We start from the raw sequence: 20,343 nt of genomic DNA on the forward strand, positions 1-20,343 counted from the left end.
AGCTGAGCGCTGATCAGGCAAACTCACCATTGAATTTTTTCACCAGCGGCTCTATTTTCTCCAGGTCGCTCAGGGACAGGATTTTTTTCGACTGCCGTGACAAGACTGCTTCCTCGCATTGCAGGATTTGCGATTTCACACTGAGTATCTGCGAGGGATGCATGGACAATTGCCGCATACCCAGGCCCACCAGCAAGCGCGTCAGCTTGATATCGCCCGCCATTTCGCCACATACCGAAACCGGTTTGCCATACTTTTCTGCCGCCTGTATGGTGAGCTGTATCAGTTTCAATACCGCCGGATGCAGCGGGTTGTAAAGATGCGCAACGGTGTCATCGGCACGGTCGATCGCCAGTGTGTACTGGATCAGGTCGTTGGTGCCTATCGACATAAAATCCAGCTCTTGCGCAAATGCCTCGGCATTAATCGCGGCTGCCGGGATCTCAATCATGCCACCCAAGGTGATCTGCTCATCAAACGGAATATTCTGCTGGCGCAATGAATCTTTGGCGCGCTGCAATAGCAGTTTGGTCTGCCTTAGCTCAGCCAGGGTGGAGAGCATAGGGATCAGGATTTTGACCTTGCCGTAATGCGATGCCCGCAACAGAGCCCGGAACTGGGTATGGAAGATATGCGGTTCTGACAGGCAATAACGTACCGCGCGTAACCCGAGTGCGGGATTGGTAGCGGTAACGATCTCATCAGGGTGTAATTGTTTATCGGCACCGATATCCAGGGTACGTATGGTCACCGGATAGCCCTTCATGGCCTCGGCCACATGTTTGTAGGCTTCAAACTGCTCCTGCTCGCCCGGCATTTCACTGCGGTTCATAAACAGGAATTCGGTACGGTACAAGCCAACGCCTACCGCACCCGAAGCCTTGGCGCTGACGACATCTTCCGGCACCTCGATGTTGGCTAGCAGGTCAATCGCAATGCCATCTACCGTGACTGCTTTGGTGGTTTTGATACGTTGCAGTTTTTGCTGCGCCAGTTGCCACTGGTTTTGCTTGAGCTGGTACTCGGACAGTACTTCCGGGTCGGGATTGACGATCACCACGCCCTGGGTGCCGTCGACTATCATCAGCTCGCCATCATTGATCAGATCACGGGCGCGTTGCAAGGCGACGATGGACGGAATATTCAGGCTACGCGCCAGGATGGCGGTGTGCGAGGTGATGCCGCCGACATCGGTAATGAACGCCGCAAACTGGTGATGTTTGAACTGGATGGCATCGGCAGGGGAGACATCATGCGCGACCAGGATCATGGCGCGTTCCTGTTTGGCCTGCTGTTTTTTCTCGCTGGCGTCCAGCTGGTCACGGCCAAGTAATACCTTGATCACGCGCTCGACGACTTGCACCACATCATGTTTGCGTTCGCGCAAATAAGGATCTTCAATCGCCTCAAACTGGGCGACGATATCGTCCATTTGTTGCTTAAGCGCCCATTCGGCATTACATCGTTCGTTCTGGATAATGACTTTTGGTGCCTCGGAAAGCGCCTTGTCACTGAGCATCGCCAGGTGGGTATTGATAAATGCGCTCAGCTCGGCTGGTGCGCTGGCCGGCAATTGCTGTTTGATCTGTTCCAGGTTGTTCTTGACGATCGCAATCGCGCTTTCAAAGCGTGCGATCTCTACCGGAATGGCCGTCACCGGTACTTTGAAATGCACGACTTCCAGCAAGGCATGCGAGATCAGGTGGGCATGCCCAATCGCAATGCCACTGGAAACGCCCACGCCATGCATGCTGAAACTGGTCAATTATTCACCCTCGCCAAAATAATTGTTGATCAGCGTCTGCAGGGCGGCGATCGCTTGCTCTTCGTCTGCGCCCGTGGCTTCGATTTCAACGATGCTGCCCTTGGCGGCTGCCAGCATCATCACGCCCATAATGCTTTTGGCATTGACGCGGCGCCCGTTCTTTTCTATCCAGACTTCGCTTTTAAACTGGCTGGCAGTCTGGGTGAGTTTGGTTGAGGCACGCGCATGCAGGCCGAGTTTGTTGATGATTTCTAAAGAAATGTTGGCCATAAAGTAGTGAAATTATTGTGTGTGATGACAAGTTGTTTTAGTGAAGTGAACCACCCCTTCGCGGCCACCGCTTAAGGCTTTGTCTATGCAGGCATGCAAGCCTTCATGACGGTAGTTGAGCACGCGCACCAGCATGGGCAGGTTGACGCCGGCCACGCCTTCGGTCGCATCCGGCGTCAGCAGGCGGGTGACGATATTGCACGGGGTAGCGCCATAAATATCTGATAACACCAATACCCCTTGGCCGCTATCCAGGGTTTTCACCAGGGCTTCGGCTTTGGGTAATATCTTTGCAGGGTCATCGTGATTGGATATTTCAAGATAATCCAATTGTGCCGGGCGATTTCCCATGACATGGGTTGCGCAGTCGATCAGGCTTTGGCCAAAACTGCCATGCGCAATAATCAAAACACCAATCATAGTTTTACTTTCAGAATCCGTGATTTAAGGGGATACCACCACTGCTACATCCTGCAATTCACGATGACGGATCATGACCTGATGTAGTTGTTTGAAATATGCCCCCAATTGTTCCACCAAAAAGACGGAACGGTGTTGCCCCCCTGTGCAGCCGATGCCAACCGTGACATAGCTGCGATGATCGTGATAAAAGCTTGGTAGCCATTTTTCTATATAGTGCTGAATATCATGCTGCATTTCAAGCACCATGGGTTCATTTTGCAGAAATTGCTGGATAGGCGCCTGTTTGCCATTGTAAGGGCGCAAAATCAGGTCGTAATGCGGGTTGGGCAGGCTGCGCACATCAAACACAAAATCGGCATCGAGCGGGATGCCATGCTTAAAGCCAAACGAAATAAACGACAGCACCAGGTTGTGCGGGCGCACTTCCTGGAAGCCCTGTTCGATCTGCAACATCCATTCGCGGGTGTGATTGCGCAGGGCGTTGGATGACAGGTTGCTGGTATCGACATGATGGCCGATGTTACTCAGGCCAGATAATAGCTCGCGCTCGTGGGTAATACTTTCAGCCAATGCCTGGCTGGGTGTGCTCAGTGGATGCTTGCGCCGTGTTTCAGAAAAGCGTTTGACCAGCGTTTCATTGTTGGCATCCAGGTAAAGCAAATGGAACTGTATGCCCTGCGTTTTCAGGGTTTGCAGGATATCGGGCAGCGACTCAATCGCGATGCTGCGGCTATCGATGCTGACAGCCACTTTGGCTGAGTTCTGGTCAGCCACATGGTTCTGGATATGCGGTAGCAGGGTCGCCGGCAAATTATCGATACAGTAATAACCGCTGTCTTCAAATACCCGCAGCGCGATGGTTTTACCCGAACCGGATAAGCCAGTCACAATGACTAGTTGCATGAGCGTGACCACCTGTTTGTCATCGTAATTTGCTCTCTCTCAGCATAATTTGCTTTTGCCGTTGCGTCAGTTGCTTGGTCGCATTGACGCCGCGTAATAACAACATATGGTTACGCACAGCCGCTTCTACAAGTACCGCGATGTTGCGGCCGGCAGCAATGGGAATGATCACCTTGCTGATCTCAACATCCAGCAGGCGTTCGGTCTGGCGGTTAGCGCTTAATCGATCCAGTTCCAGCGGGTTCATTTCATCGGCCAGTTCCAGCTGTATCATCATATCCAGCGGCTTGGTTGGTTTGACCGCATTATCGCCATAGAGTGCGCGTATATTCAAAATGCCCAAACCGCGCACTTCCAGGAAATCTTGTAACAGTTCCGGGCAGCGGCCTTCTACGCGTTCTGGAGATATCCGGTAAAAATCGACAATATCGTCAGCCACCAGGCGATGCCCGCGTGAAATCAGTTCCAGCGCCAGCTCACTTTTACCGATGGCAGCGCTACCGGTGATCAGCACGCCAAAACCTTGCACTTCCATGAATACGCCATGCAGGCTGGTCGTTTCCGCCGTGGCTACTGCCAGATAGTGACTGAGCAGCTCCATCAGTTGCGGGCTGATCATCGGTGTGGTGAATAGTGGCACCTGGCTTTGTTGTGCGGCTTCCAACATGGTGGGGGGGACTTGTTCGCCATTGGCGACCACCACCATGGCCAGGTCGGTGGAGAATAAATTAGTCACAGCCTGTTGCAGCGCCAGAATGCTCAGGCCACCAAGATAATCCATTTCAGCACAGCCAAGCACTTGCACCCGGTTCGGGTGGACAAAGTTTAAATGCCCAACCAGTGCCAGTGAAGGTTTGGTGACGGTGCCGGAGTTGAGGATTTTTTTGCCGCCTGATTCGCCGGCCACCCATTTCAATTTGAGTTTTCCGCGAATTTGCTTGTACAAGTCGGCCACTGAGATTTGTGCCATGAATGGTCCTGAACCAATTGCAACAAAGAGACTAGGCTTATTTTACAACTGAAAGTTGTTGCTGGGGAGTGAAACGAGGTAAAAGTAATCGGTGAGGGTGAATTCTCTACCCGGTGGGTAGAGAAGTTGAAACAGAAATTAAGCGCTCAACTGGTGCTTCACAGCACCGCCAGACTTATGATGGTCGCCGTGTTTTTCCTTGTGTTTCAATACCTGACGGTCAAGTTTGTCAGTAAGCATGTCGATGGCGCTGTACATATTCTCATCGGTGCAGGCAGCGTGTAAATCGTTGCCTGGAACATGTAGCGTGGCTTCTACCTTTTGGGCGAGCTTTTCAACAGACATGGTGACTTTGACATCAATCACATGGTCGAAGTGATTGCTGATGCGCGAAAACTTGGATAATACATACTCGCGCAAAGCCGGAGTGATTTCTAAATGATGTCCTGTAAGTTGTAGATTCATGACAAACTCCTTTTATGAAAAGATCCCATCCTGTTCTCAATTGCCTTATCAATTGGGCGGCGGGGACAAGTTCAGTGTACTCCTTTGAAAAACAGATGCAACCCGGAATAGCGCCACATTTTTGATGTTAATCAGAAGTTGCAGAGACACTGTAAGATTACCGACAACTCTCAAGCCAATAGTTCCAACCCATAAAATTCAACGCGGGTTTTATTTGGCTTTTCTCAATGTCAGGTTGATCCGCCTTGGGCCAACCAGCGGATGCGTGTCTGTTTTCACCTGCGCCACACCATGGTAGAAGCGTCGGCTGGCGCCTCCCCACACGACTACATCGCCATGCTGTAACGGAATCTTGACTGGCTTATCGCTACGTTTGCTACCGCCAAATAGAAAAGTGGCCGGGATGCCCAGTGACACTGAAACAATCGGCTGCGAAAAATCCATTTCATCTTTATCCTGATGCAGGCCCATTTTACTGCCAGGCGCATACATATTGATCAGGCAGCTATCCGGCACAAACCCAGCGTAACCCGCCTTGTGCGCGGCCTCTGCTGCCAGTTGCAATATCACCGGCGGGATGCGCGGCCATGGCAAACGGGTGCCCGGCTGCATGGCACTATAAGCATAGCCCTGGCGATTACCTACCCAGCCCCAATCGCCCATGCTGCTGGTTCTCACGGACATCAGGCCCATAGGTGTCATCATCTGTTGCGGTGGGTATTCGGCTAAATGCTGTTGCAAGCCTGCCCACAGTGCATCCATTACCGGCAAGGCAAAGCCAGGTAACCAGCTGGCACCTTCGGCCAGCGCAACGCGTTCGGGAGGTTGTTCGGAAAATAAGTCCATAAAATCACATTGATATCAGGCACAAGCCGGATCATTGGCAGATTGTTTTATTTAATGCATCCATTCGATACGGACATTCTTTTCGCGCGCCAGTTTTTCCATATGTGGGATGGCGCGCTCAAGCCGGATCAGATAATCCGCAGCGGTTTCCTGGTGAAAACCCAGCACCATGACGGGGTGATGGGCATTGATCAACTGCTCGAATAGCTGCAATAATGCTTTTGTATTGGTGTAGTCAGCCAGCGCCGCATTGTCCGGGTATTCCATCAGGTTCATACTCAGCGCAAATGGCTGCGCAAGCGGTGTGCTGTGCGGATGTAATTTTTTTAGCAAACGTATCATGCTGCTATCCTGGTGCCAGCGTCCGCTCAGCAGGTTTGCATCAATGGTTGAGCTATCCCACACAAAGCGGTTCGCTTCCAGGGCCGCCTGTAATTTGGGGCCAAATTGCCAGGCGCCTGCGCGAAAATGGCGCGGTCGCTGAAAGCCATTGGCCGTCAGTAAATCACTGCTACAGGCCACCAGTTTAGTGAGTTCCTGCTGGCTGTAAGCGTATTCCAGGCTCACCGAGTAACCACAGCTTGTGTGCGCACAATCCTCTTGCGCATCTGCAATTGATGGCGTTGCCTGAAACGCGATACCGCAATATTCAACCAGTGAGCGCATGGCATGCACATGCAGCCCCATCGTGTCATGCGCTAAAAAAGTGCTGCGGATATGACTGCCTATCTGCGCACGGTTCACGCCTGGCTGTATGAAATAGGCCGGATTGATCAGGTGCAATAAGGGGATGTAAGGAAATTTTTCGCGAAAGGCGCGTATGGACTGGAGGTTATCCTCTTCCAGCGACAGCCCTTCCCAGTCTACCGTCACCCATAGCTGCATGCTGTCTGTAGCCATGCCTGGCAAAGGCTGCATTAACGCCCACATGATCAGCAAGATCCGGCTAAGGAGATACGGCATTTTCGCGCTTCGCAGGCCGCTTGAGTGCTTGGTTGTGCCTGATGCCGATTAACCAGAATAAGCCGCCGCCAATCACTGCTGAAGCAAAGATGAACAGGCCTTGTGCATGTAGTTTTTGCAGCCTTTCCGCGTTGTCCAGCGGGCTCAGCATAAACATGAATACGATAGCGGCACATATCAGTGCCGCCACCATGCAGGCGGTTAAGCCCAGCCATTGTTTTGTATAGAGTAGCCAGAATAAAAGCGGGCCTATCGCCAGCACAAAAGGGTAGGTGATATAAGTGATCATCAGGCTGATCACCAGAGCATCGCCGAAGGGATAACCGCCAAATAAAACACACATGAAAGTGATGGCCAATGCAGGTGCGGTCAGAAATGCTGCAATCACTCTCAACATACTTGCTCCTATCCCGTGGCAGCAACCTGCCCAAGCGTCATAAAGATCACTTTAGGTCGTCAGGTAGTGCAGGTTAAGCGACCTAGTCCTGCGGACATTTTATCGTGTGATTGACCATTTTGCCATCCACCAGCTGTATGGTTTCTTCGCCTAGACGGCATTTCTTCTCGGCATCCATATGCCAGGCATTTTTATAGATTTCCGTATAACTATTTCTGTCCCATGACGATATGGATTCACTGCCATGCACCGCATCGCTAGAAGCTTCACTGATCTTCCTGTATCCGTTCAATTTCTTTTCTAACACGTCTACCTTGCTAGTGGCCGGCGCATGCCAGATCAGTTTTGCTGTGCTACCTTTCATTTGAAACAGCCATACCGGGCAAAAAGCATCGTTGCACAGGCAAGTGTGCGCGGGTTTCACCAGATAGGCTTTGGTCGTTTTATTCAGGCTCACTATTTCAGCTTCAAATACATCCGTAGGCTTGTGTTCCGAGCAACTGGCTAACGCACTTTTACCTACTTCTTTAGTCAGGTGCGCAATCACCGGCGCAGGGATTTTGGCCGGTGTTTTGAACTGTTCTTTGGTGTTGAACGTGTCATCCGCCTGCGCGGCAGTGGATATCGCCAAAAGGAAAAACAGGATGGCGGTTGCAGGGAGTGATGTTAGGGTTGCAAACATAGTGGTGATGCCTTTTCGCTTTCAATGCGCCGATATTTCAATGCGCTGATATTAAGTGCAAGGAAATGCATTGGTGAGAATTAAACTTTAAGACATACGTTTGATGTCTTAATCCATTTACCGTTTTTTAGTTCTTCGATTTCTGCTTCATTACATTCCCGCTCAGGGTTCCAGATCCACACCTGGTTGTAGATCTCCTGGTATTCCGCGCCATCCCACACATAACCTACCTCATAACCATGGGTGAGTAATCCGCCAGAAACCTTGATGTCGGGATAGCCCTTGCTTTGCTTGTCCGAGAAGGTGAGCAAGCCCGCCATCGGTGATTCAAAAATCAGTTTCGCCTCATTCTGTGAGGCTGCGAACACCCACATCGGGCAAGCGTCACTGCTGCAAAAACATCTTGCTCGTGGTTTTACGACCAATGCTTGCACCGATGAGTTCAAGGCAACTGTTTTTGCCTGAAAGGCCTTGTTGATAGTGGCAGCTTCCTGTTTGCACTCAGGATAAGTCGTATTGATTTCATGCGCCAGGTAAGTCACCACTGGCGCAGGCATCATGATCGGCTGATCAAATGTCTGGTCAGCGCGGATATTGTCGCCAGCCATGAGTACAGATGAGAAGGCGAATAGCAATAGCAGGCTGGCAAATGCATATCGACGCATGGTTAAAAGGGTTGAATACATGAGGTTGGCAACTTTATCGCCGCTATATCCTTAGCCAGGCAGGTTAAACTAAAATGCAAAGAGGGCGGGTGCGCCCCATCTATATCGGCAGAGTCGCACGGAGTCAACGACGGCTCATCAGCGAATAAACTTCGCGTACTGCCTGATTCACTGCACCCGCGCCGCTATTGTAGGTTAATCCGCGGCGCAACCAAAGCGCCGGCTAACCATCAGGGCACAAGGTCGGATAGCGTATAATATTGCTATGTCTTTATCCGTACGTCAGATTCTGGCCCATCAGGGCTTTGCTTTCCCCAAGTTGCTCGCTTTTCGTATCATGATGGTGCTGTCTTACCAGATGATGATGGTTGCTATCGGCTGGCATATCTATGAGCTGACGCATGACCCATGGTCGCTGGGGCTGATCGGCCTGGCGGAGGTGATCCCTTACATGAGTAGTGCCCTTTTTCTTGGGCACGCGGTTGATCACTATTTTTCGCGGCGCGGCTTTGCCATGATATCGGCGCTGTTTCTGGCGTTGAACGCCTGTATGCTGGTGCTCATCACCCAGCATCAGCCAGCGCATATCGTGATGTGGATTTATGGCACGGTCGCGCTGACCGGCTTTGCACGCGCGCTGATCTCTCCCAGTTATAACACCCTGTTTGCGTTGATTATCCCGCGGGCATCGATCGCCCGCGCATCAGGCATAGGCAGTTCCATGTTCCAGATCGGCCTGATCGTCGGTCCTGCTATTGGGGGATTGCTGGTCGGGTTTGCCGATAAGTATGTGGCGTATGAAATATCTGCCCTGCTGGCGCTGGGTGCTGCGATTGCGGCACTGACCTTGCGCGTGCAGGAACATCGCAGCCATGCGCCTATGAAAGTATTTGCCAGCATCGCCGAGGGTTTACGTTTCGTCAGGCGCACGCAGGTAGTGCTGGCGGCGCAGTTGCTGGATATGTTTGCCGTGTTGTTTGGCGGCACCGTGGCCATGTTGCCTGCCTTTGTGCATGACGTTTACCAGATGGGCCCGGAAGGGCTGGGCGTGTTACGTGCTGCGCCGGCGGTTGGGGCGATTGTCACTGGTGTCTGGCTGGCTAAGAAACCGATTCACCAACATAGTGGCCGTTGGTTATTGCTGGCGGTGGCCGGGTTCGGCCTGTGCATGATCGCCTTTGGCTTAACCAGTACTTACTGGCTGGCGATTGTCATTTTGGCGATTTCCGGCACCATGGATGCCGTGTCCGTGATTTTGCGGCAAACCATTTTGCAACTGGCGACACCTGATGGCATGCGCGGCCGTGTCTCTGCCATCAATGGTATTTTCATTGGCTCATCCAATGAGTTAGGCGCGTTTGAATCCGGCCTCACTGCCAGGTTGATGGGGTTGGTGCCTTCGGTGATATTTGGTGGTTTTATGACGATTGCAGTGGTGGGCGTGACAGCAGTCAAAGCGCCGAAACTGCGTGATTTGCATTTGTCGGAACTGCATTAATACGAGTCAATAGCGCATGCGTGATCTGGCTCAGTTGTTTCAAACATTGCAACGTTCCAAATTCCGCACCAGCTTTCATCTCAATGCCAGGGACCTGCAATACCTGCGGCAAAAAGGCCTGGCCGTGGTGCTGGATCATGCAGAAGCTTTTATTGCAGATCGTTTGGCACCGGCAGTGATTGCCAATGAAGGGCAGCAAACGCCGATGCGCGGGCATCCGGTGTTTGTGGCACAACATGCAACTGCGACTTGTTGTCGCGGGTGTTTGGCGAAGTGGCATCGCATTCCGGAGGGGAGGGTGCTTAGTCTGGATGAACAGGCTTATATTGTGGTGGTGTTGGAGCGGTGGTTAATGCCATTGATTGCTGATTCATAGCAATCACGCAACATTCTTCTGTTCGTCATTCTGGGTAGGATTTAGCAGGGGTTCCGGAGAGTAGCTCTGTGCCTGTGTAACGATTGGTTTATGCGAAAGGTGTGCGCCCTGCAATAGGGATACATTGCTACTCGTCATTCTGGCGGAGGCCAGAATCCAGGCAAGGTTCATGTGTAGCTTGGTTATAGTAAAGAAAAAGCGCCATCCTTGCATGAAGTCGTAATAAGTATTTCTTTAGCTGGTTAAGCATTTTATTTGGTTGTTCAATTGCACCATTCCTTTTCGCCCCTAGGCGAGTGACTTTTCTTTGCTTGCCCAAAGAATAAGTCACCAAAAGAAAGGGCACCCTAGCTTCCGCTTGTTTCCTGCGTTGCTCGTCAACGTGGGCGTCCAGCGAAACTCGCCCTAGCGGCTTGCACACTACGCAAGCCACCGCGGAACTCGAACAAGCGCTGGCCGACAACTCCCACGCTGACTGCGCTACTCGGCGCATCAGATAGGGGCCCGGTTAAAACCACCACGTTGTGGCTTTGGGAGATGAGTCCCCATCCTATCGCGCTAAGTACAGTAGCCATTAAAAGCGCAATGAAGGTGCTTTCTTGGTTACTTTTCGAGCGCCTTACTTCCAGCCGCCACCCAGCGAACGATACAGATTCACCACTGCGGAAACCTGTTGTTGTTTGGTTTCTATCAGTTCCATTTTGGCGTCCAGTGCATCGCGTTGCGTGAGTAGTACTTCCATATAATCGGCACGCGCGGCTTTGAACAATTGGTTGGCGACATCAATCGACTGCGTTAATGCTTCCACTTGTTTGTTTTTTAGCTGGTAGTTTTTGTCCAGGTTGTCGATGTTTGAAACCTGGTTGGCGACTTCCATATAGGCGTTGATGATGGTCTGCTCATACTCATAAGCGGCCTGAACCTGCATGGCGCTGGCGCTTTTGTATTGCGCTTCAATCGCGTTACGGTTGATAAGCGGGGCAACCAGTTCACCACCAAACGAGGCCGCGATCGAGGCTGGAATATTGAGCAGGTATTTCGGGTCAAATGCCTGAAAGCCCAGCCCACCACGGATAGAGAACGAAGGGTAGAAGTTGGCTTTGGCGACATCGATATTCAGCTTGGCCGCTGAGAGTTCCAGTTCGGCCTGGCGGATATCCGGGCGGTTAGCCAGCAACTCGGAAGGCACGCCTGCCTGGACCATTTTCGGTTGCATATCCATAAAGTGGGCCGATGAACGCGCAACCGGTTGCGAGGTTCTGCCTAACAAGAAGTTGATGCGGTTTTCTGTTTCCACAATTCGCTGTTTCAACACAAACTGGCGGCTCTGGTTCTTCTTCACCTCGGCTTCAAAGCGCTTCACCGCCAGGGAGTTGGCACGTGCGTATTGTTGCAGTTGTTTCACCACTTCAAAGGCGTTTTGCTGGATGGCGATATTCTGGTCCAGTGTATCCAGCTCGTTATCCAGCGCCACCAGCTCATAATATGAATTGGCGACTTCTGCTACCAGGTTGGTCACCAGGAAGTGTTTGCCCTCTATGCTGGCCATGTACTCCGTGACCGCGACTTTGGTGGCGTTACGCAGTTTCTTCCAGACATCCAGCTCCCATGAGGCAGTCAGGCCAAACTGGTAGTTACCGAGAAAACGCGGGTTAGAGCGGCCTTCCTTGATATCCAGGTTTTCTTCCACGGCGCCGTTGCGGGTGTATTTGCCGACTTTTTCTTTATCGGCACTCCCACCTATGCCGACAAATGGCAGATACTCACCGCGACGGGCCTGGATTTCATTCTGGGCGACGCTGATGCGCTGCGCCATCATGTTGACTTCTTTGTTGTTTGCCACCGCGATATTGATCAGGGAGATCAGGTGCTGATCGTCAAAAAAGTCTTTCCAGTTGACGCTCGCGCTATTGCCCGCCGGTTCTACCGCTTCCTGAAAGTGGGTTGGTAAGCTGGTATCTGCCTGCTTGGTCGTGATGCCCGGAATGGAACAAGATTGCAGCAGCATGGCTGTGCTACCCGCCATTAACCAGGCCGCGGTTTTACGTGAGTTAAGATTAAGCTTCATCATCATCTTCCAAGCCCTTGCTATAGTGATAAATTTCAGTCAGAGGGTCTTGTTCCTCGTGCTTGATCAGGGTTTTACCATCTGTCATTTTTGCGAACATGTAGTAAAGACCAGGGATCAGGATAACGCCGAATACGGTGCCGAACAGCATGCCGCCAAAGGCAGAGGTGCCGATAGTACGGTTACCTACTGCGCCTGCGCCAGTCGCCATCACTAATGGAATCAAGCCTGCCAGAAACGCAAACGAGGTCATCAGGATAGGCCGGAACCGGGCGCGGGCGCCTTCAATTGCGGCATCACGCAGTGACATACCCTGATTGTGTTTTTGCACGGCAAATTCCACGATCAGCACCGCGTTCTTGCCCAGCAGGCCCACCAGCATCACCAGCCCGACCTGTGCATAAATATCATTGGCCAGTCCCAGTGTTTTCAGCAGGAAGAAAGTACCGAACACGCCAGCTGGCAATGACAGGATCACCGCCAGTGGCAGTACAAAACTTTCGTATTGCGCGGCAAGTACCATGTAAACAAAGATCAGCACCACGCCAAAGATCAGTATCGCTTCGTTACCACGTTGTGCTTCGTCAAATGACAGGCCTTCCCAGCCGATGTCATAGCCGTGTGGCAGCGTGGCTTTGGCGACTTCTTTCACTGCTTTAATCGCATCGTCACTGGTATAGCCCTGCGCTGGCGCAGCACGGATAGTGGCTGAGTTATACAGGTTGTAACGCGTGATTTCGTTTGGCCCCTGCATTTTCTTCATTTTCATAAAGGCGGAGTAAGGCACCATTTCGCCATCTTCATTCTTGACGTAGTAGTTCAGGATGTCACTTGGATAGCGCCTGAATTCAGGGCTGGCCTGGGTATACACCTTGAAGAAGTTGTTGAAGCGGATAAAGCCCTGCTCGTAAGTACTACCGATCAGGATGTTCAGGTTATCCATCGCTTTACCGATGGACACGCCTTTTTGCATGGCTGCCTTGTTGTCGATTTCCAGCTCATATTGCGGATAGTTGGCCGCATAGAAGGTGAACAGACCGGACAGCTCCTTGCGTTTGCCCAGGGCCGCCATGAACTCCTGGTTGATCTTGTCGAAAGCATGGTAGTCAGTGCCATTGGTTTTATCCAGCAGGCGTAAGGCCAGGCCAGAAGCCGCACCGTAACCTGGTACTGCAGGGGGTTCAAAGTATTCGATCACCGCACCGAAGTTCTTGGTTTTTTCTTCCAGTTCTTCAATGATCTGGTGCACCGATTTACTGCGTTTTGACCAGTCTTTCAGGTTGATCAGGCAGGTACCGGCGTTAGAACCACGGCCTTCAGTAAGGATTTCATAACCCGCCAGTGATGAAACCGATTCAATGCCATCAATACTCTGCGCTTCTTTTTGCAGCAAGCGCGCGACTTTGTTGGTGGCTTCCAGCGTCGAGCCTGGTGGCGTCTGGATAATGGCGTAAATCTGGCCTTGATCTTCACCAGGAATAAAACCGGCTGGCAGGGTTTTGTTGACGACAAACGTACCAAAAGCGAAAGCAGCCAGTGCAAGTACCGAAATCGTACGCACAGTCACAATCTTGCCCAGCAGTTTGGTGTAATGCCCGGTCAGGCGGTCAAACCAGCGGTTAAATTTATCGAGCAACCAGCTGATCGGCGTTCTGCGTTTAGGCTGACCGTGATTATTTTTCAGCAGAATCGCACACAGCACTGGCGTTAGCGACAGCGCAACGATACCGGAAATCACAATTGAAGACGCCATGGTTATGGAGAACTGGCGGTAAAATACGCCGACCGGGCCAGACATAAAGGCCACCGGAATAAACACGGCCGTCATCACCAGGGTAATCGCTACAATCGCGCCACCAATTTCACCCAGTACTTTTTGTGTAGCGCGATAGGGCGTGATGTGCTCGTCTTCTTCAAACTTGGCGTGTACCGCTTCCACCACCACAATGGCGTTATCGACCACGATACCAATCGCCAGAACCAGCGCGAACAGGGTAATCAGGTTAATGGTGACGCCGAATAACTGCATGCAGAAGAAGGCACCGATCAACGACACTGGCACCGCCAGGATCGGGATCAGGGTAGAGCGCCAGTCACCAAGGAACACATACACCACCAGCGCGACCAGGAAGAACGCTTCTACCAGTGTGTGCAATACTTTTTCGATAGAAGCATCCAGGAACTTGGATACGTCATAATCGATTTCATAAGACATGCCTGCCGGGAAGTTAGGTTTCAGCTCTTCCATGCGCTTCTTCACGTTCTCAATCACTTCGCTGGCGTTACTGCCGTAGTTTTGCTTGAGCACGATGGCGGAAGAAGGGAAGCCATCCTTGTTGGAATAAATATCAAAGAACTCGCTGCCAAGTTCAATCTTGGCCATGTCTTTCAGTTTCAGTATTTCACCTTCGGAATCGGCGCGGATGATAATGTCGCCATACTCTTCAGGCTTGTTGTAGCGGCCTTTGTAGACCAGCACATATTCTTTCGATTGCGCAGAAATGCCCGAGCTTTGCCCCAAACGACCAGGGCGGCCGATAATGCTTTGCTCGCTGATGGCTTTCATCACGTCTTCAATCGACACCTTGTAAGCGCGCATGCGGTCAGGGTTCAGCCAGATACGCATGGCATATTGGCGGCTACCCAGGATCTTGGCGCTGGCGATACCGTTCACGCGCTGGATCTCGGGAATGACGTTGACGTTGGCATAGTTGTACAAAAACTTCTCGTCAGCATTTTTATCCTTGCTGAACAGGTTGATGTACATCAGCATGCTTGGCTGCACGCGTTCTACGACCACACCTTCCAGTTGTACCAGGTCCGGCAAACGGCTCATCACCTGGTCGATCCGGGTCTTGACGTTGATCATGGCCTGGTTAGGGTCGGTGCCCAGCGCAAAAATCACCTGGATAGTCGCTTCACCGGCACTGGTCGCATCAGACACGATGTACTTCATGCCTGGCACGCCGTTGATGGCGCGTTCGATGGTGATCAGTGATGATTGCACTAATACATCGGCACTCGCACCTGGATAAGCCAGCGACACGATCACGCGCGGTGGCGCAATGTCAGGGAACTGCGAAGTCGGCAGTGACTTGATGGAAAGAAAGCCTAAAAACACGATCAGTAGCGACAAAATAATCGCCATGACCGGTCTTTTGATAAAAATACTTAGCATGGGGGATTCGCTTTCTGGCTGACTATTCGGCGTAAAGATCTAAATGGGAATACACATGCTCCGGCGTCTGGAAGTTCACCGCAATGGTTTCCCCGTTTTGCACCCTGCGCAGGCCTTCGATCAATACGCGATCATCTTCTTTCAGGCCGGATTTGACGATAAACAGATGTGGCTGCTCGGCCGCGATCGTGATCAGGCGTTGTTCCAGCTTGTTGGCCTTGGTCACCACATAGACATAGGTTTTATCCAGCACTTCAAATGTGGCTTTCTGCGGAATCAACAGCGCATTCGCAAAAGGCACTTCCATTAAAATGTTGCCGGTTTCACCATGCCTGAGCACCCGGTCAGGATTGTTAAACACGGCGCGAAATTCAATATTGCCGGTTTTATTGTCAAAGTCACCTTCTATGGTTTCTATGGTGCCTTCCTGGTTGAACTCTTGCGCATTGGCCATTTTCAGTTTGACCTTGCGGTGTTCATCGCGGCCTTGTATCGCCATGTAATCCAGGTACTCGGCTTCCGGCACGTTGAAATACACCCACATTTTGCTGTTGTCAGACAGCGTAGTCAGCAGGTCGCCTTCGTCCATCAAGCTGCCTTTTCGTGCTGCCAGGTGGTCCATGACGCCGGTAAACGGCGCCTTGATATCGGTAAAGTTCAAATGTGTCTGCGCGAGTTTCACTTCGGCATTGGCTTTGTCGAGTTTGGCTCTGGCCAGTGCCAGTTCATTGGGCGAAACGATATTCTTCTCGGCCAGTGCGCGCGTGTTCTCGTATTCGATCTGCACGGTCTTGGTCTCGGCTTCGGCTTTCAGCAGCTCGACCTGATACACATTCGGCATGATCTTGAACATGGGCTGACCCTGTTTGACCACTTGTCCTTCATCGACAAATATATCCTGCAGATAGCCACGCTCCAGCGCGCGCAATTCAATATGCTGAATCGCATGGATCTGGGCGACATACTCCTTGGTGATGCTGGTGTCCTTGCGCAATGGCGAGGTCACTTCCAGTTTCGGAGGCGCTTCCTTGTGCTCTTCTTCTTTGTGGCAGGCGCTGAGCACGCTGCCAAGAAAGCCTAAAACAACCAGGTGCTTAATCATTGAGTGCTGTTTAATCATAGTGTTTTATGTGTATCAGATAATAAAGAAAGGGTAAGTCTAAGCACAGGTGCTGCGAGTGCTGAATTGGCATGAGCGATAAACCTGTCTGGCAATACACAGCCATGGAGTCCGCATGGTGAAGTTGAAGTTGCTTGGCTAGTTTGCTTTTTTCTGGCGCAAGCAAGCGCTTACCTACAGTGGCGGATTCGGGTGTGCGGGTGTTCAGGTTCAGCGCGCGCCATGCTCAGGCGCAAACGCGGGTAACACCTTAATGTGAGGCGGGCGGTGCGCGTGAATGCAGGTGACGGACAACCACCGGGCGTGGGGCCACGCGACGGCGAGAGAGACACAGCAACGCAAAAGGAATCACGCAGGCAATCGTCATGCTTGCGGCAGGGGGGATCAGGTAAAGCGGCGAAGTGAGCGGCGATTCGCCATCGCCGGTATATTCAATGATTTCGGCTACGCGCACCCTGACGGTGTCATCGCTGTAGCTGGAGTGATCGGAGAATTCAGCAACTAACGCAAAGCCGAGTACAGTCAGCAGTACTGTGACTACCCACAGTCTGAGTTGCATTGCAGCTGTATTCAAATGTTTATGCATTAAGTCAATTAACGGAAAAGAATCGATTTTCTGTAATGATGGTTTTAACGGATGAAATAAGCGCTTGAAAACCATGCATCAAAATGTCTTTTTGGGGCTTTACAATACTTACATTAAACGCTTTTACATTGCGAATGACAAGCCGCAAGCGCGCCAAGTTCGTACAAAATGGCCGTTTGTAAGCTGGGTGTCAGTTTCGAAGCATTTATTTCAATGAAATGGTTGTTTTGCAGAGTATGCGGAGTGCTTGCGTAGCGGTTGGCTTTCGCAAAAGCTGCCTGAGTACGGCACAAGCTCGTCATTCTGGCGTAGGGTGTAGCAGGGGTTTCAAAGAACATGCTCTTTGCCTGCGAAAAAACTGACTTATGTAGAAGCCAGTGCGCCCTGCAAGGGAGAATCCAGGCAGAGTTAATGCTTAGCTTGATGACAACAAAGAACGAATCTCACACTTGCTGGCAGGTGTAATCGGTATTTCTTTGGGTGGTTCAGCGTTCGACTTTGCTGCTTTATTGCACCGTTGCTTTTCGCCCTTAGGCGAGTGACTTTTCTTTGCTTGCCCAAAGAAAAAGTCACCAAAAGAAAGGGCACCCTAGCTTCCGCTTGTTTCCTGCGTTGCTCGTCAAAATAAGCGGTCACGAAACTCATCCTAGCGGCCTGCACACTACGCAGGCCACCGCGGAACTCGGACAGTCGCTCCCTTCCTCCTTATTTTGCCTGCGCTACTCGGCGCGTCAGATAGGGGCCCGGTTAAAACCACCACGATGAGATGTCAGCTAAACATGCTGCACTCAGGGCGCTAAGCGGCTTTTTTAAAGACAAAGCAAATGACCAACAAACTATTTTGTTGGTCATTTTGTCCGTTTGCTTTGTTTTAGTTCAGTCTCGGCGGGATGCAATGTGATGAATTTCAATATAAGTCACCGCGTGGTGATTTTAAACGGGCCCCTATCTGACGCGCCGAGTAGCGCAGTCAGCGTGGGAGTTGTCGGCCAGCGCCTGTTTGAGCTCCGCGGTGGCTTGCGTAGTGTGCAAGCCGCTAGGGCGAGTTCCGTTGGACGCCCACGTTGATGAGCAACGCAGGAAATAAGCGGAAGCTAGGGTGTATTGTTCTTTGCCTTCTTTCTTATGGACAAGCATAAGAAAGAGGGTCGCCTAGGGGCGAAAAGCAACCCTATCGAGTAAAGCACCAAAGCTAGTAATTCTGATTAAAACTAGCCCAATCTAAGTTTCAAAATCCCAAATGCGGCCGTAAATAAGTCAGCACAATAGGCAGCCCAATCGCGCTGATCACCCCATTCAGCCCCATCGCCATGCTGGCGTAAATCCCGGCTTCTTCGTTCACACTAAATGCCCGCGTAATACCCAGGCCATGTGCCCCGACACCGATCGCCGTACCACGTATCCACCATTGGTGTACTTTAACTGCGTTTAAAATATAGGGCGCCAGGATTGCGCCCAGCATGCCGGTAATCACAGTAAATACGGCAGTCAGGGTAGGCGATACGCTTAATCTCTCGGCAATGCCCATCGCAATCGGCGCGGTCACTGATTTGGCATACATACTGCCGACAATATTGTCAGAAGCGCCCATCAGTTTGCTGATCGCCACCGCGCTGATAATCGATACCGTACTGCCTGCCGTCAATGCGACCCAGATATGGAAAATCTTGCCCTGCATGCGTTTAAAGCCGTAGTAGATAGGCACTGCAAGCGCGATGGTGGCCGTGCCCAGCAGAAAGTGCACAAACTGCGCGCCTTCAAAATATTTCTCATACGGCATCTCCAGCGCATCAATAATCAGGCAGGTCAGGATCACGGCAATCGCGACCGGGTTGACCAGCGGATGCCGTTTTGCGCGCACGTATAACAAATAGCCTAGTTGGTAGGTCGCCAGCGTAATGATCAGCGCAAACAATGGGTCGCCGGACAGGTAGACCCAGATTTCAGAAATAGGGATACGTTTACTCATGGCGCTGCTCTCTGCTGATGCCCTTGTTGCGCTTGAGTGAAAAATACCAGAACACTTTTAGCACGATCGCTGTGACCGCGATGGTCAAAATCACGCTGACCAGTAAGGCTGTACTGACTGCCAAAGCATGCGTTTGTAATTCGGGCAGGAATAACAACACACCGACAGACGCGGGCACAAACAATAAACCCAGATGCTGGCGGAAAGCGTCTGCCACGTTGGCAAGGTCGGTATCAACCTGGCCTTTAAAACATAAAAATGCCAGTAGTAACAATAAGCCTAGCACCGGCCCCGGAATGCTGGGCAGGAAGAATTTGCTGAGCAATTCGCCCAGGCCCTGCCACAAAAAGAGTTGAACCAAACCTGATATCATGCAATCCCCTTACATAGCTGGCTGCTGAATGGCAGCCAGTTTTATCCATGCTGTTTTATACCAATAGAATGCCGCGATGTTAATGTCATTTTCCCGATTCGACTATATTTTTTTCAGCCGTGTTTTTTTAATTCTGGGTTTGCTCGGTTCACTGCCTGCATTTGCTGAGACTGAAGAAGACGGCCGCTACTGGTTAAGTGTGTATACGCAGGGCAAGTTGCCGGCAGATAATTTTTACTGGAGCATGGATACGCATCCGCGCTGGCGTGAAGAAGGACGGGACTTTGACCAACTGATTTTGCGCCCGGCGGTATTCTATAAATTCAATCCCAAATCCAGCGTCTGGCTGGGTTACGATACAGTGATCACGCATCCTGCCGGGCAATCCAGCTTCCGCGAAAACCGCTTATGGGAACAGTTTCAATACCAGTTTGATGAAGTGGCGGATATTACTTTTACCAGCCGCACGCGTTTTGAACAGCGTCGCCGTGAAGATTTTCAGGATGTAGGGCACCGCATGCGGCAAATGGTCAGGGCCACCACGCCGAGTACGCTGCACCCGCAATTACAATGGGTGGTGTATGACGAGTTGTTTATCAACTTCAATCAAACTGAGTGGGGTGTACGCCGTGGCATAGACCAGAACCGCCTGTTTCTTGGCGGCAACTGGAAATTCAGCGACTTTTCCAATGTCGATGTCGGCTACCTCAACCAATATATCAATACGCGCACCGTGGACCGCGAAAACCATGTGCTGATGACGACTTTCCGCTTCAATTTCTAGCAGCAGAGCTTGAAACCCGCTGTGATAAAATAGCGCTTTTAT

General features: G+C 51.4%; 21 protein-coding genes. 3 read left to right on the forward strand and 18 right to left on the reverse strand.

Annotated features, from left to right (window positions below):
• Positions 1–13: 13 nt before the first annotated feature.
• From ptsP to ACSSVF_RS05140, 11 genes are all read right to left on the reverse strand, one after another.
• Complete coding sequence (gene ptsP, locus ACSSVF_RS05090) at positions 14–1,765, reverse strand: phosphoenolpyruvate--protein phosphotransferase (RefSeq protein WP_492405876.1); 1,752 nt, start codon at positions 1,763–1,765, stop codon at positions 14–16.
• Positions 1,766–2,035, reverse strand: a complete 270-nt coding sequence (locus ACSSVF_RS05095) for an HPr family phosphocarrier protein (RefSeq protein ID WP_492405877.1) — start codon at positions 2,033–2,035, stop codon at positions 1,766–1,768.
• Positions 2,036–2,047: 12 nt separating this feature from the next.
• Complete coding sequence (locus tag ACSSVF_RS05100) at positions 2,048–2,455, reverse strand: PTS sugar transporter subunit IIA (RefSeq protein WP_492405878.1); 408 nt, start codon at positions 2,453–2,455, stop codon at positions 2,048–2,050.
• Positions 2,456–2,479: 24 nt separating this feature from the next.
• The gene (rapZ, locus tag ACSSVF_RS05105; RefSeq protein ID WP_492405879.1) at positions 2,480–3,361 is read right to left on the reverse strand and encodes an RNase adapter RapZ; all 882 of its coding nucleotides are present in this window, start codon (positions 3,359–3,361) and stop codon (positions 2,480–2,482) included.
• Between the two features lie 19 nt (positions 3,362–3,380).
• Positions 3,381–4,331: an HPr(Ser) kinase/phosphatase gene (hprK, locus tag ACSSVF_RS05110; protein WP_442584946.1), complete on the reverse strand. Its 951-nt coding sequence runs from the start codon at positions 4,329–4,331 to the stop codon at positions 3,381–3,383.
• Between the two features lie 138 nt (positions 4,332–4,469).
• Positions 4,470–4,796: a ribosome hibernation-promoting factor, HPF/YfiA family gene (hpf, locus tag ACSSVF_RS05115; RefSeq protein WP_379058759.1), complete on the reverse strand. Its 327-nt coding sequence runs from the start codon at positions 4,794–4,796 to the stop codon at positions 4,470–4,472.
• 210 nt (positions 4,797–5,006) lie between these two features.
• On the reverse strand, positions 5,007–5,642 hold the full coding sequence (gene alkB, locus ACSSVF_RS05120) for a DNA oxidative demethylase AlkB (RefSeq protein ID WP_492405880.1): 636 nt from the start codon (positions 5,640–5,642) through the stop codon (positions 5,007–5,009).
• Positions 5,643–5,693: 51 nt separating this feature from the next.
• Complete coding sequence (locus ACSSVF_RS05125) at positions 5,694–6,605, reverse strand: hypothetical protein (RefSeq protein ID WP_492405881.1); 912 nt, start codon at positions 6,603–6,605, stop codon at positions 5,694–5,696.
• A complete protein-coding gene (locus ACSSVF_RS05130; RefSeq protein ID WP_492405882.1) occupies positions 6,589–7,002 on the reverse strand; it encodes a hypothetical protein in 414 nt (137 codons plus the stop codon). The genes ACSSVF_RS05125 and ACSSVF_RS05130 overlap by 17 nt, the downstream gene beginning before the upstream one ends.
• An 82-nt stretch (positions 7,003–7,084) precedes the next feature.
• The gene (locus ACSSVF_RS05135; RefSeq protein ID WP_492405883.1) at positions 7,085–7,684 is read right to left on the reverse strand and encodes a hypothetical protein; all 600 of its coding nucleotides are present in this window, start codon (positions 7,682–7,684) and stop codon (positions 7,085–7,087) included.
• A gap of 80 nt (positions 7,685–7,764) precedes the next feature.
• Positions 7,765–8,370, reverse strand: a complete 606-nt coding sequence (locus tag ACSSVF_RS05140) for a hypothetical protein (protein WP_492405884.1) — start codon at positions 8,368–8,370, stop codon at positions 7,765–7,767.
• A gap of 244 nt (positions 8,371–8,614) precedes the next feature.
• Here ACSSVF_RS05140 and ACSSVF_RS05145 point away from each other — a divergent pair, with 244 nt between their 5' ends.
• Both ACSSVF_RS05145 and ACSSVF_RS05150 read left to right on the forward strand, forming a co-directional pair.
• The gene (locus ACSSVF_RS05145) at positions 8,615–9,847 is read left to right on the forward strand and encodes an MFS transporter (protein WP_492405885.1); all 1,233 of its coding nucleotides are present in this window, start codon (positions 8,615–8,617) and stop codon (positions 9,845–9,847) included.
• A 16-nt stretch (positions 9,848–9,863) separates the two neighbouring features.
• On the forward strand, positions 9,864–10,223 hold the full coding sequence (locus ACSSVF_RS05150; RefSeq protein ID WP_492405886.1) for a DUF4186 domain-containing protein: 360 nt from the start codon (positions 9,864–9,866) through the stop codon (positions 10,221–10,223).
• 377 nt (positions 10,224–10,600) lie between these two features.
• Here the strand turns inward: ACSSVF_RS05150 and ACSSVF_RS05155 are convergent, their stop codons facing one another.
• The 7 genes from ACSSVF_RS05155 to ACSSVF_RS05185 all read right to left on the reverse strand — a co-directional run bounded on the left by ACSSVF_RS05155 (position 10,601) and on the right by ACSSVF_RS05185 (position 19,517).
• Positions 10,601–10,798, reverse strand: coding sequence for a hypothetical protein (locus tag ACSSVF_RS05155; protein WP_492405887.1), 198 nt, complete (start codon positions 10,796–10,798; stop codon positions 10,601–10,603).
• A gap of 44 nt (positions 10,799–10,842) precedes the next feature.
• Positions 10,843–12,249 carry a TolC family protein gene (locus ACSSVF_RS05160; RefSeq protein WP_492406308.1) on the reverse strand — a complete coding sequence of 469 codons (1,407 nt, stop codon included), beginning with the start codon at positions 12,247–12,249 and terminating at the stop codon, positions 10,843–10,845.
• Positions 12,250–12,280: 31 nt separating this feature from the next.
• The gene (locus ACSSVF_RS05165; RefSeq protein WP_492405888.1) at positions 12,281–15,469 is read right to left on the reverse strand and encodes an efflux RND transporter permease subunit; all 3,189 of its coding nucleotides are present in this window, start codon (positions 15,467–15,469) and stop codon (positions 12,281–12,283) included.
• Positions 15,470–15,491: 22 nt separating this feature from the next.
• Positions 15,492–16,571, reverse strand: a complete 1,080-nt coding sequence (locus ACSSVF_RS05170) for an efflux RND transporter periplasmic adaptor subunit (protein ID WP_492405889.1) — start codon at positions 16,569–16,571, stop codon at positions 15,492–15,494.
• A gap of 268 nt (positions 16,572–16,839) precedes the next feature.
• Positions 16,840–17,148 carry a hypothetical protein gene (locus ACSSVF_RS05175; RefSeq protein WP_492405890.1) on the reverse strand — a complete coding sequence of 103 codons (309 nt, stop codon included), beginning with the start codon at positions 17,146–17,148 and terminating at the stop codon, positions 16,840–16,842.
• A 1,255-nt stretch (positions 17,149–18,403) separates the two neighbouring features.
• Positions 18,404–19,144, reverse strand: a complete 741-nt coding sequence (locus ACSSVF_RS05180; protein WP_492405891.1) for an LrgB family protein — start codon at positions 19,142–19,144, stop codon at positions 18,404–18,406.
• Complete coding sequence (locus ACSSVF_RS05185; RefSeq protein WP_492405892.1) at positions 19,137–19,517, reverse strand: CidA/LrgA family protein; 381 nt, start codon at positions 19,515–19,517, stop codon at positions 19,137–19,139. The genes ACSSVF_RS05180 and ACSSVF_RS05185 overlap by 8 nt, the downstream gene beginning before the upstream one ends.
• An 82-nt stretch (positions 19,518–19,599) precedes the next feature.
• Here ACSSVF_RS05185 and ACSSVF_RS05190 point away from each other — a divergent pair, with 82 nt between their 5' ends.
• Entirely contained in the window at positions 19,600–20,301 is a 702-nt protein-coding gene (locus tag ACSSVF_RS05190; protein WP_492405893.1) for a DUF2490 domain-containing protein, read from the forward strand.
• Positions 20,302–20,343 lie beyond the last annotated feature (42 nt).

Source organism: Methylophilus sp. E2MeOHC9, assembly GCF_058744375.1.

Coding starts and splice junctions, on each gene's coding strand:
- ACSSVF_RS05095 (WP_492405877.1), bottom strand. CDS start 2,035: ATGGCCAACATTTCTTTAGAAATCATCAACAAACTCGGCCTGCATGCG.
- ACSSVF_RS05100 (WP_492405878.1), bottom strand. CDS start 2,455: ATGATTGGTGTTTTGATTATTGCGCATGGCAGTTTTGGCCAAAGCCTG.
- rapZ (WP_492405879.1), bottom strand. CDS start 3,361: ATGCAACTAGTCATTGTGACTGGCTTATCCGGTTCGGGTAAAACCATC.
- hprK (WP_442584946.1), bottom strand. CDS start 4,331: ATGGCACAAATCTCAGTGGCCGACTTGTACAAGCAAATTCGCGGAAAA.
- hpf (WP_379058759.1), bottom strand. CDS start 4,796: ATGAATCTACAACTTACAGGACATCATTTAGAAATCACTCCGGCTTTG.
- alkB (WP_492405880.1), bottom strand. CDS start 5,642: ATGGACTTATTTTCCGAACAACCTCCCGAACGCGTTGCGCTGGCCGAA.
- ACSSVF_RS05125 (WP_492405881.1), bottom strand. CDS start 6,605: ATGCCGTATCTCCTTAGCCGGATCTTGCTGATCATGTGGGCGTTAATG.
- ACSSVF_RS05130 (WP_492405882.1), bottom strand. CDS start 7,002: ATGTTGAGAGTGATTGCAGCATTTCTGACCGCACCTGCATTGGCCATC.
- ACSSVF_RS05135 (WP_492405883.1), bottom strand. CDS start 7,684: ATGTTTGCAACCCTAACATCACTCCCTGCAACCGCCATCCTGTTTTTC.
- ACSSVF_RS05140 (WP_492405884.1), bottom strand. CDS start 8,370: ATGTATTCAACCCTTTTAACCATGCGTCGATATGCATTTGCCAGCCTG.
- ACSSVF_RS05145 (WP_492405885.1), top strand. CDS start 8,615: ATGTCTTTATCCGTACGTCAGATTCTGGCCCATCAGGGCTTTGCTTTC.
- ACSSVF_RS05150 (WP_492405886.1), top strand. CDS start 9,864: ATGCGTGATCTGGCTCAGTTGTTTCAAACATTGCAACGTTCCAAATTC.
- ACSSVF_RS05155 (WP_492405887.1), bottom strand. CDS start 10,798: ATGGCTACTGTACTTAGCGCGATAGGATGGGGACTCATCTCCCAAAGC.
- ACSSVF_RS05160 (WP_492406308.1), bottom strand. CDS start 12,249: ATGGCGGGTAGCACAGCCATGCTGCTGCAATCTTGTTCCATTCCGGGC.
- ACSSVF_RS05165 (WP_492405888.1), bottom strand. CDS start 15,469: ATGCTAAGTATTTTTATCAAAAGACCGGTCATGGCGATTATTTTGTCG.
- ACSSVF_RS05170 (WP_492405889.1), bottom strand. CDS start 16,571: ATGATTAAGCACCTGGTTGTTTTAGGCTTTCTTGGCAGCGTGCTCAGC.
- ACSSVF_RS05175 (WP_492405890.1), bottom strand. CDS start 17,148: ATGCAACTCAGACTGTGGGTAGTCACAGTACTGCTGACTGTACTCGGC.
- ACSSVF_RS05180 (WP_492405891.1), bottom strand. CDS start 19,144: ATGAGTAAACGTATCCCTATTTCTGAAATCTGGGTCTACCTGTCCGGC.
- ACSSVF_RS05185 (WP_492405892.1), bottom strand. CDS start 19,517: ATGATATCAGGTTTGGTTCAACTCTTTTTGTGGCAGGGCCTGGGCGAA.
- ACSSVF_RS05190 (WP_492405893.1), top strand. CDS start 19,600: ATGTCATTTTCCCGATTCGACTATATTTTTTTCAGCCGTGTTTTTTTA.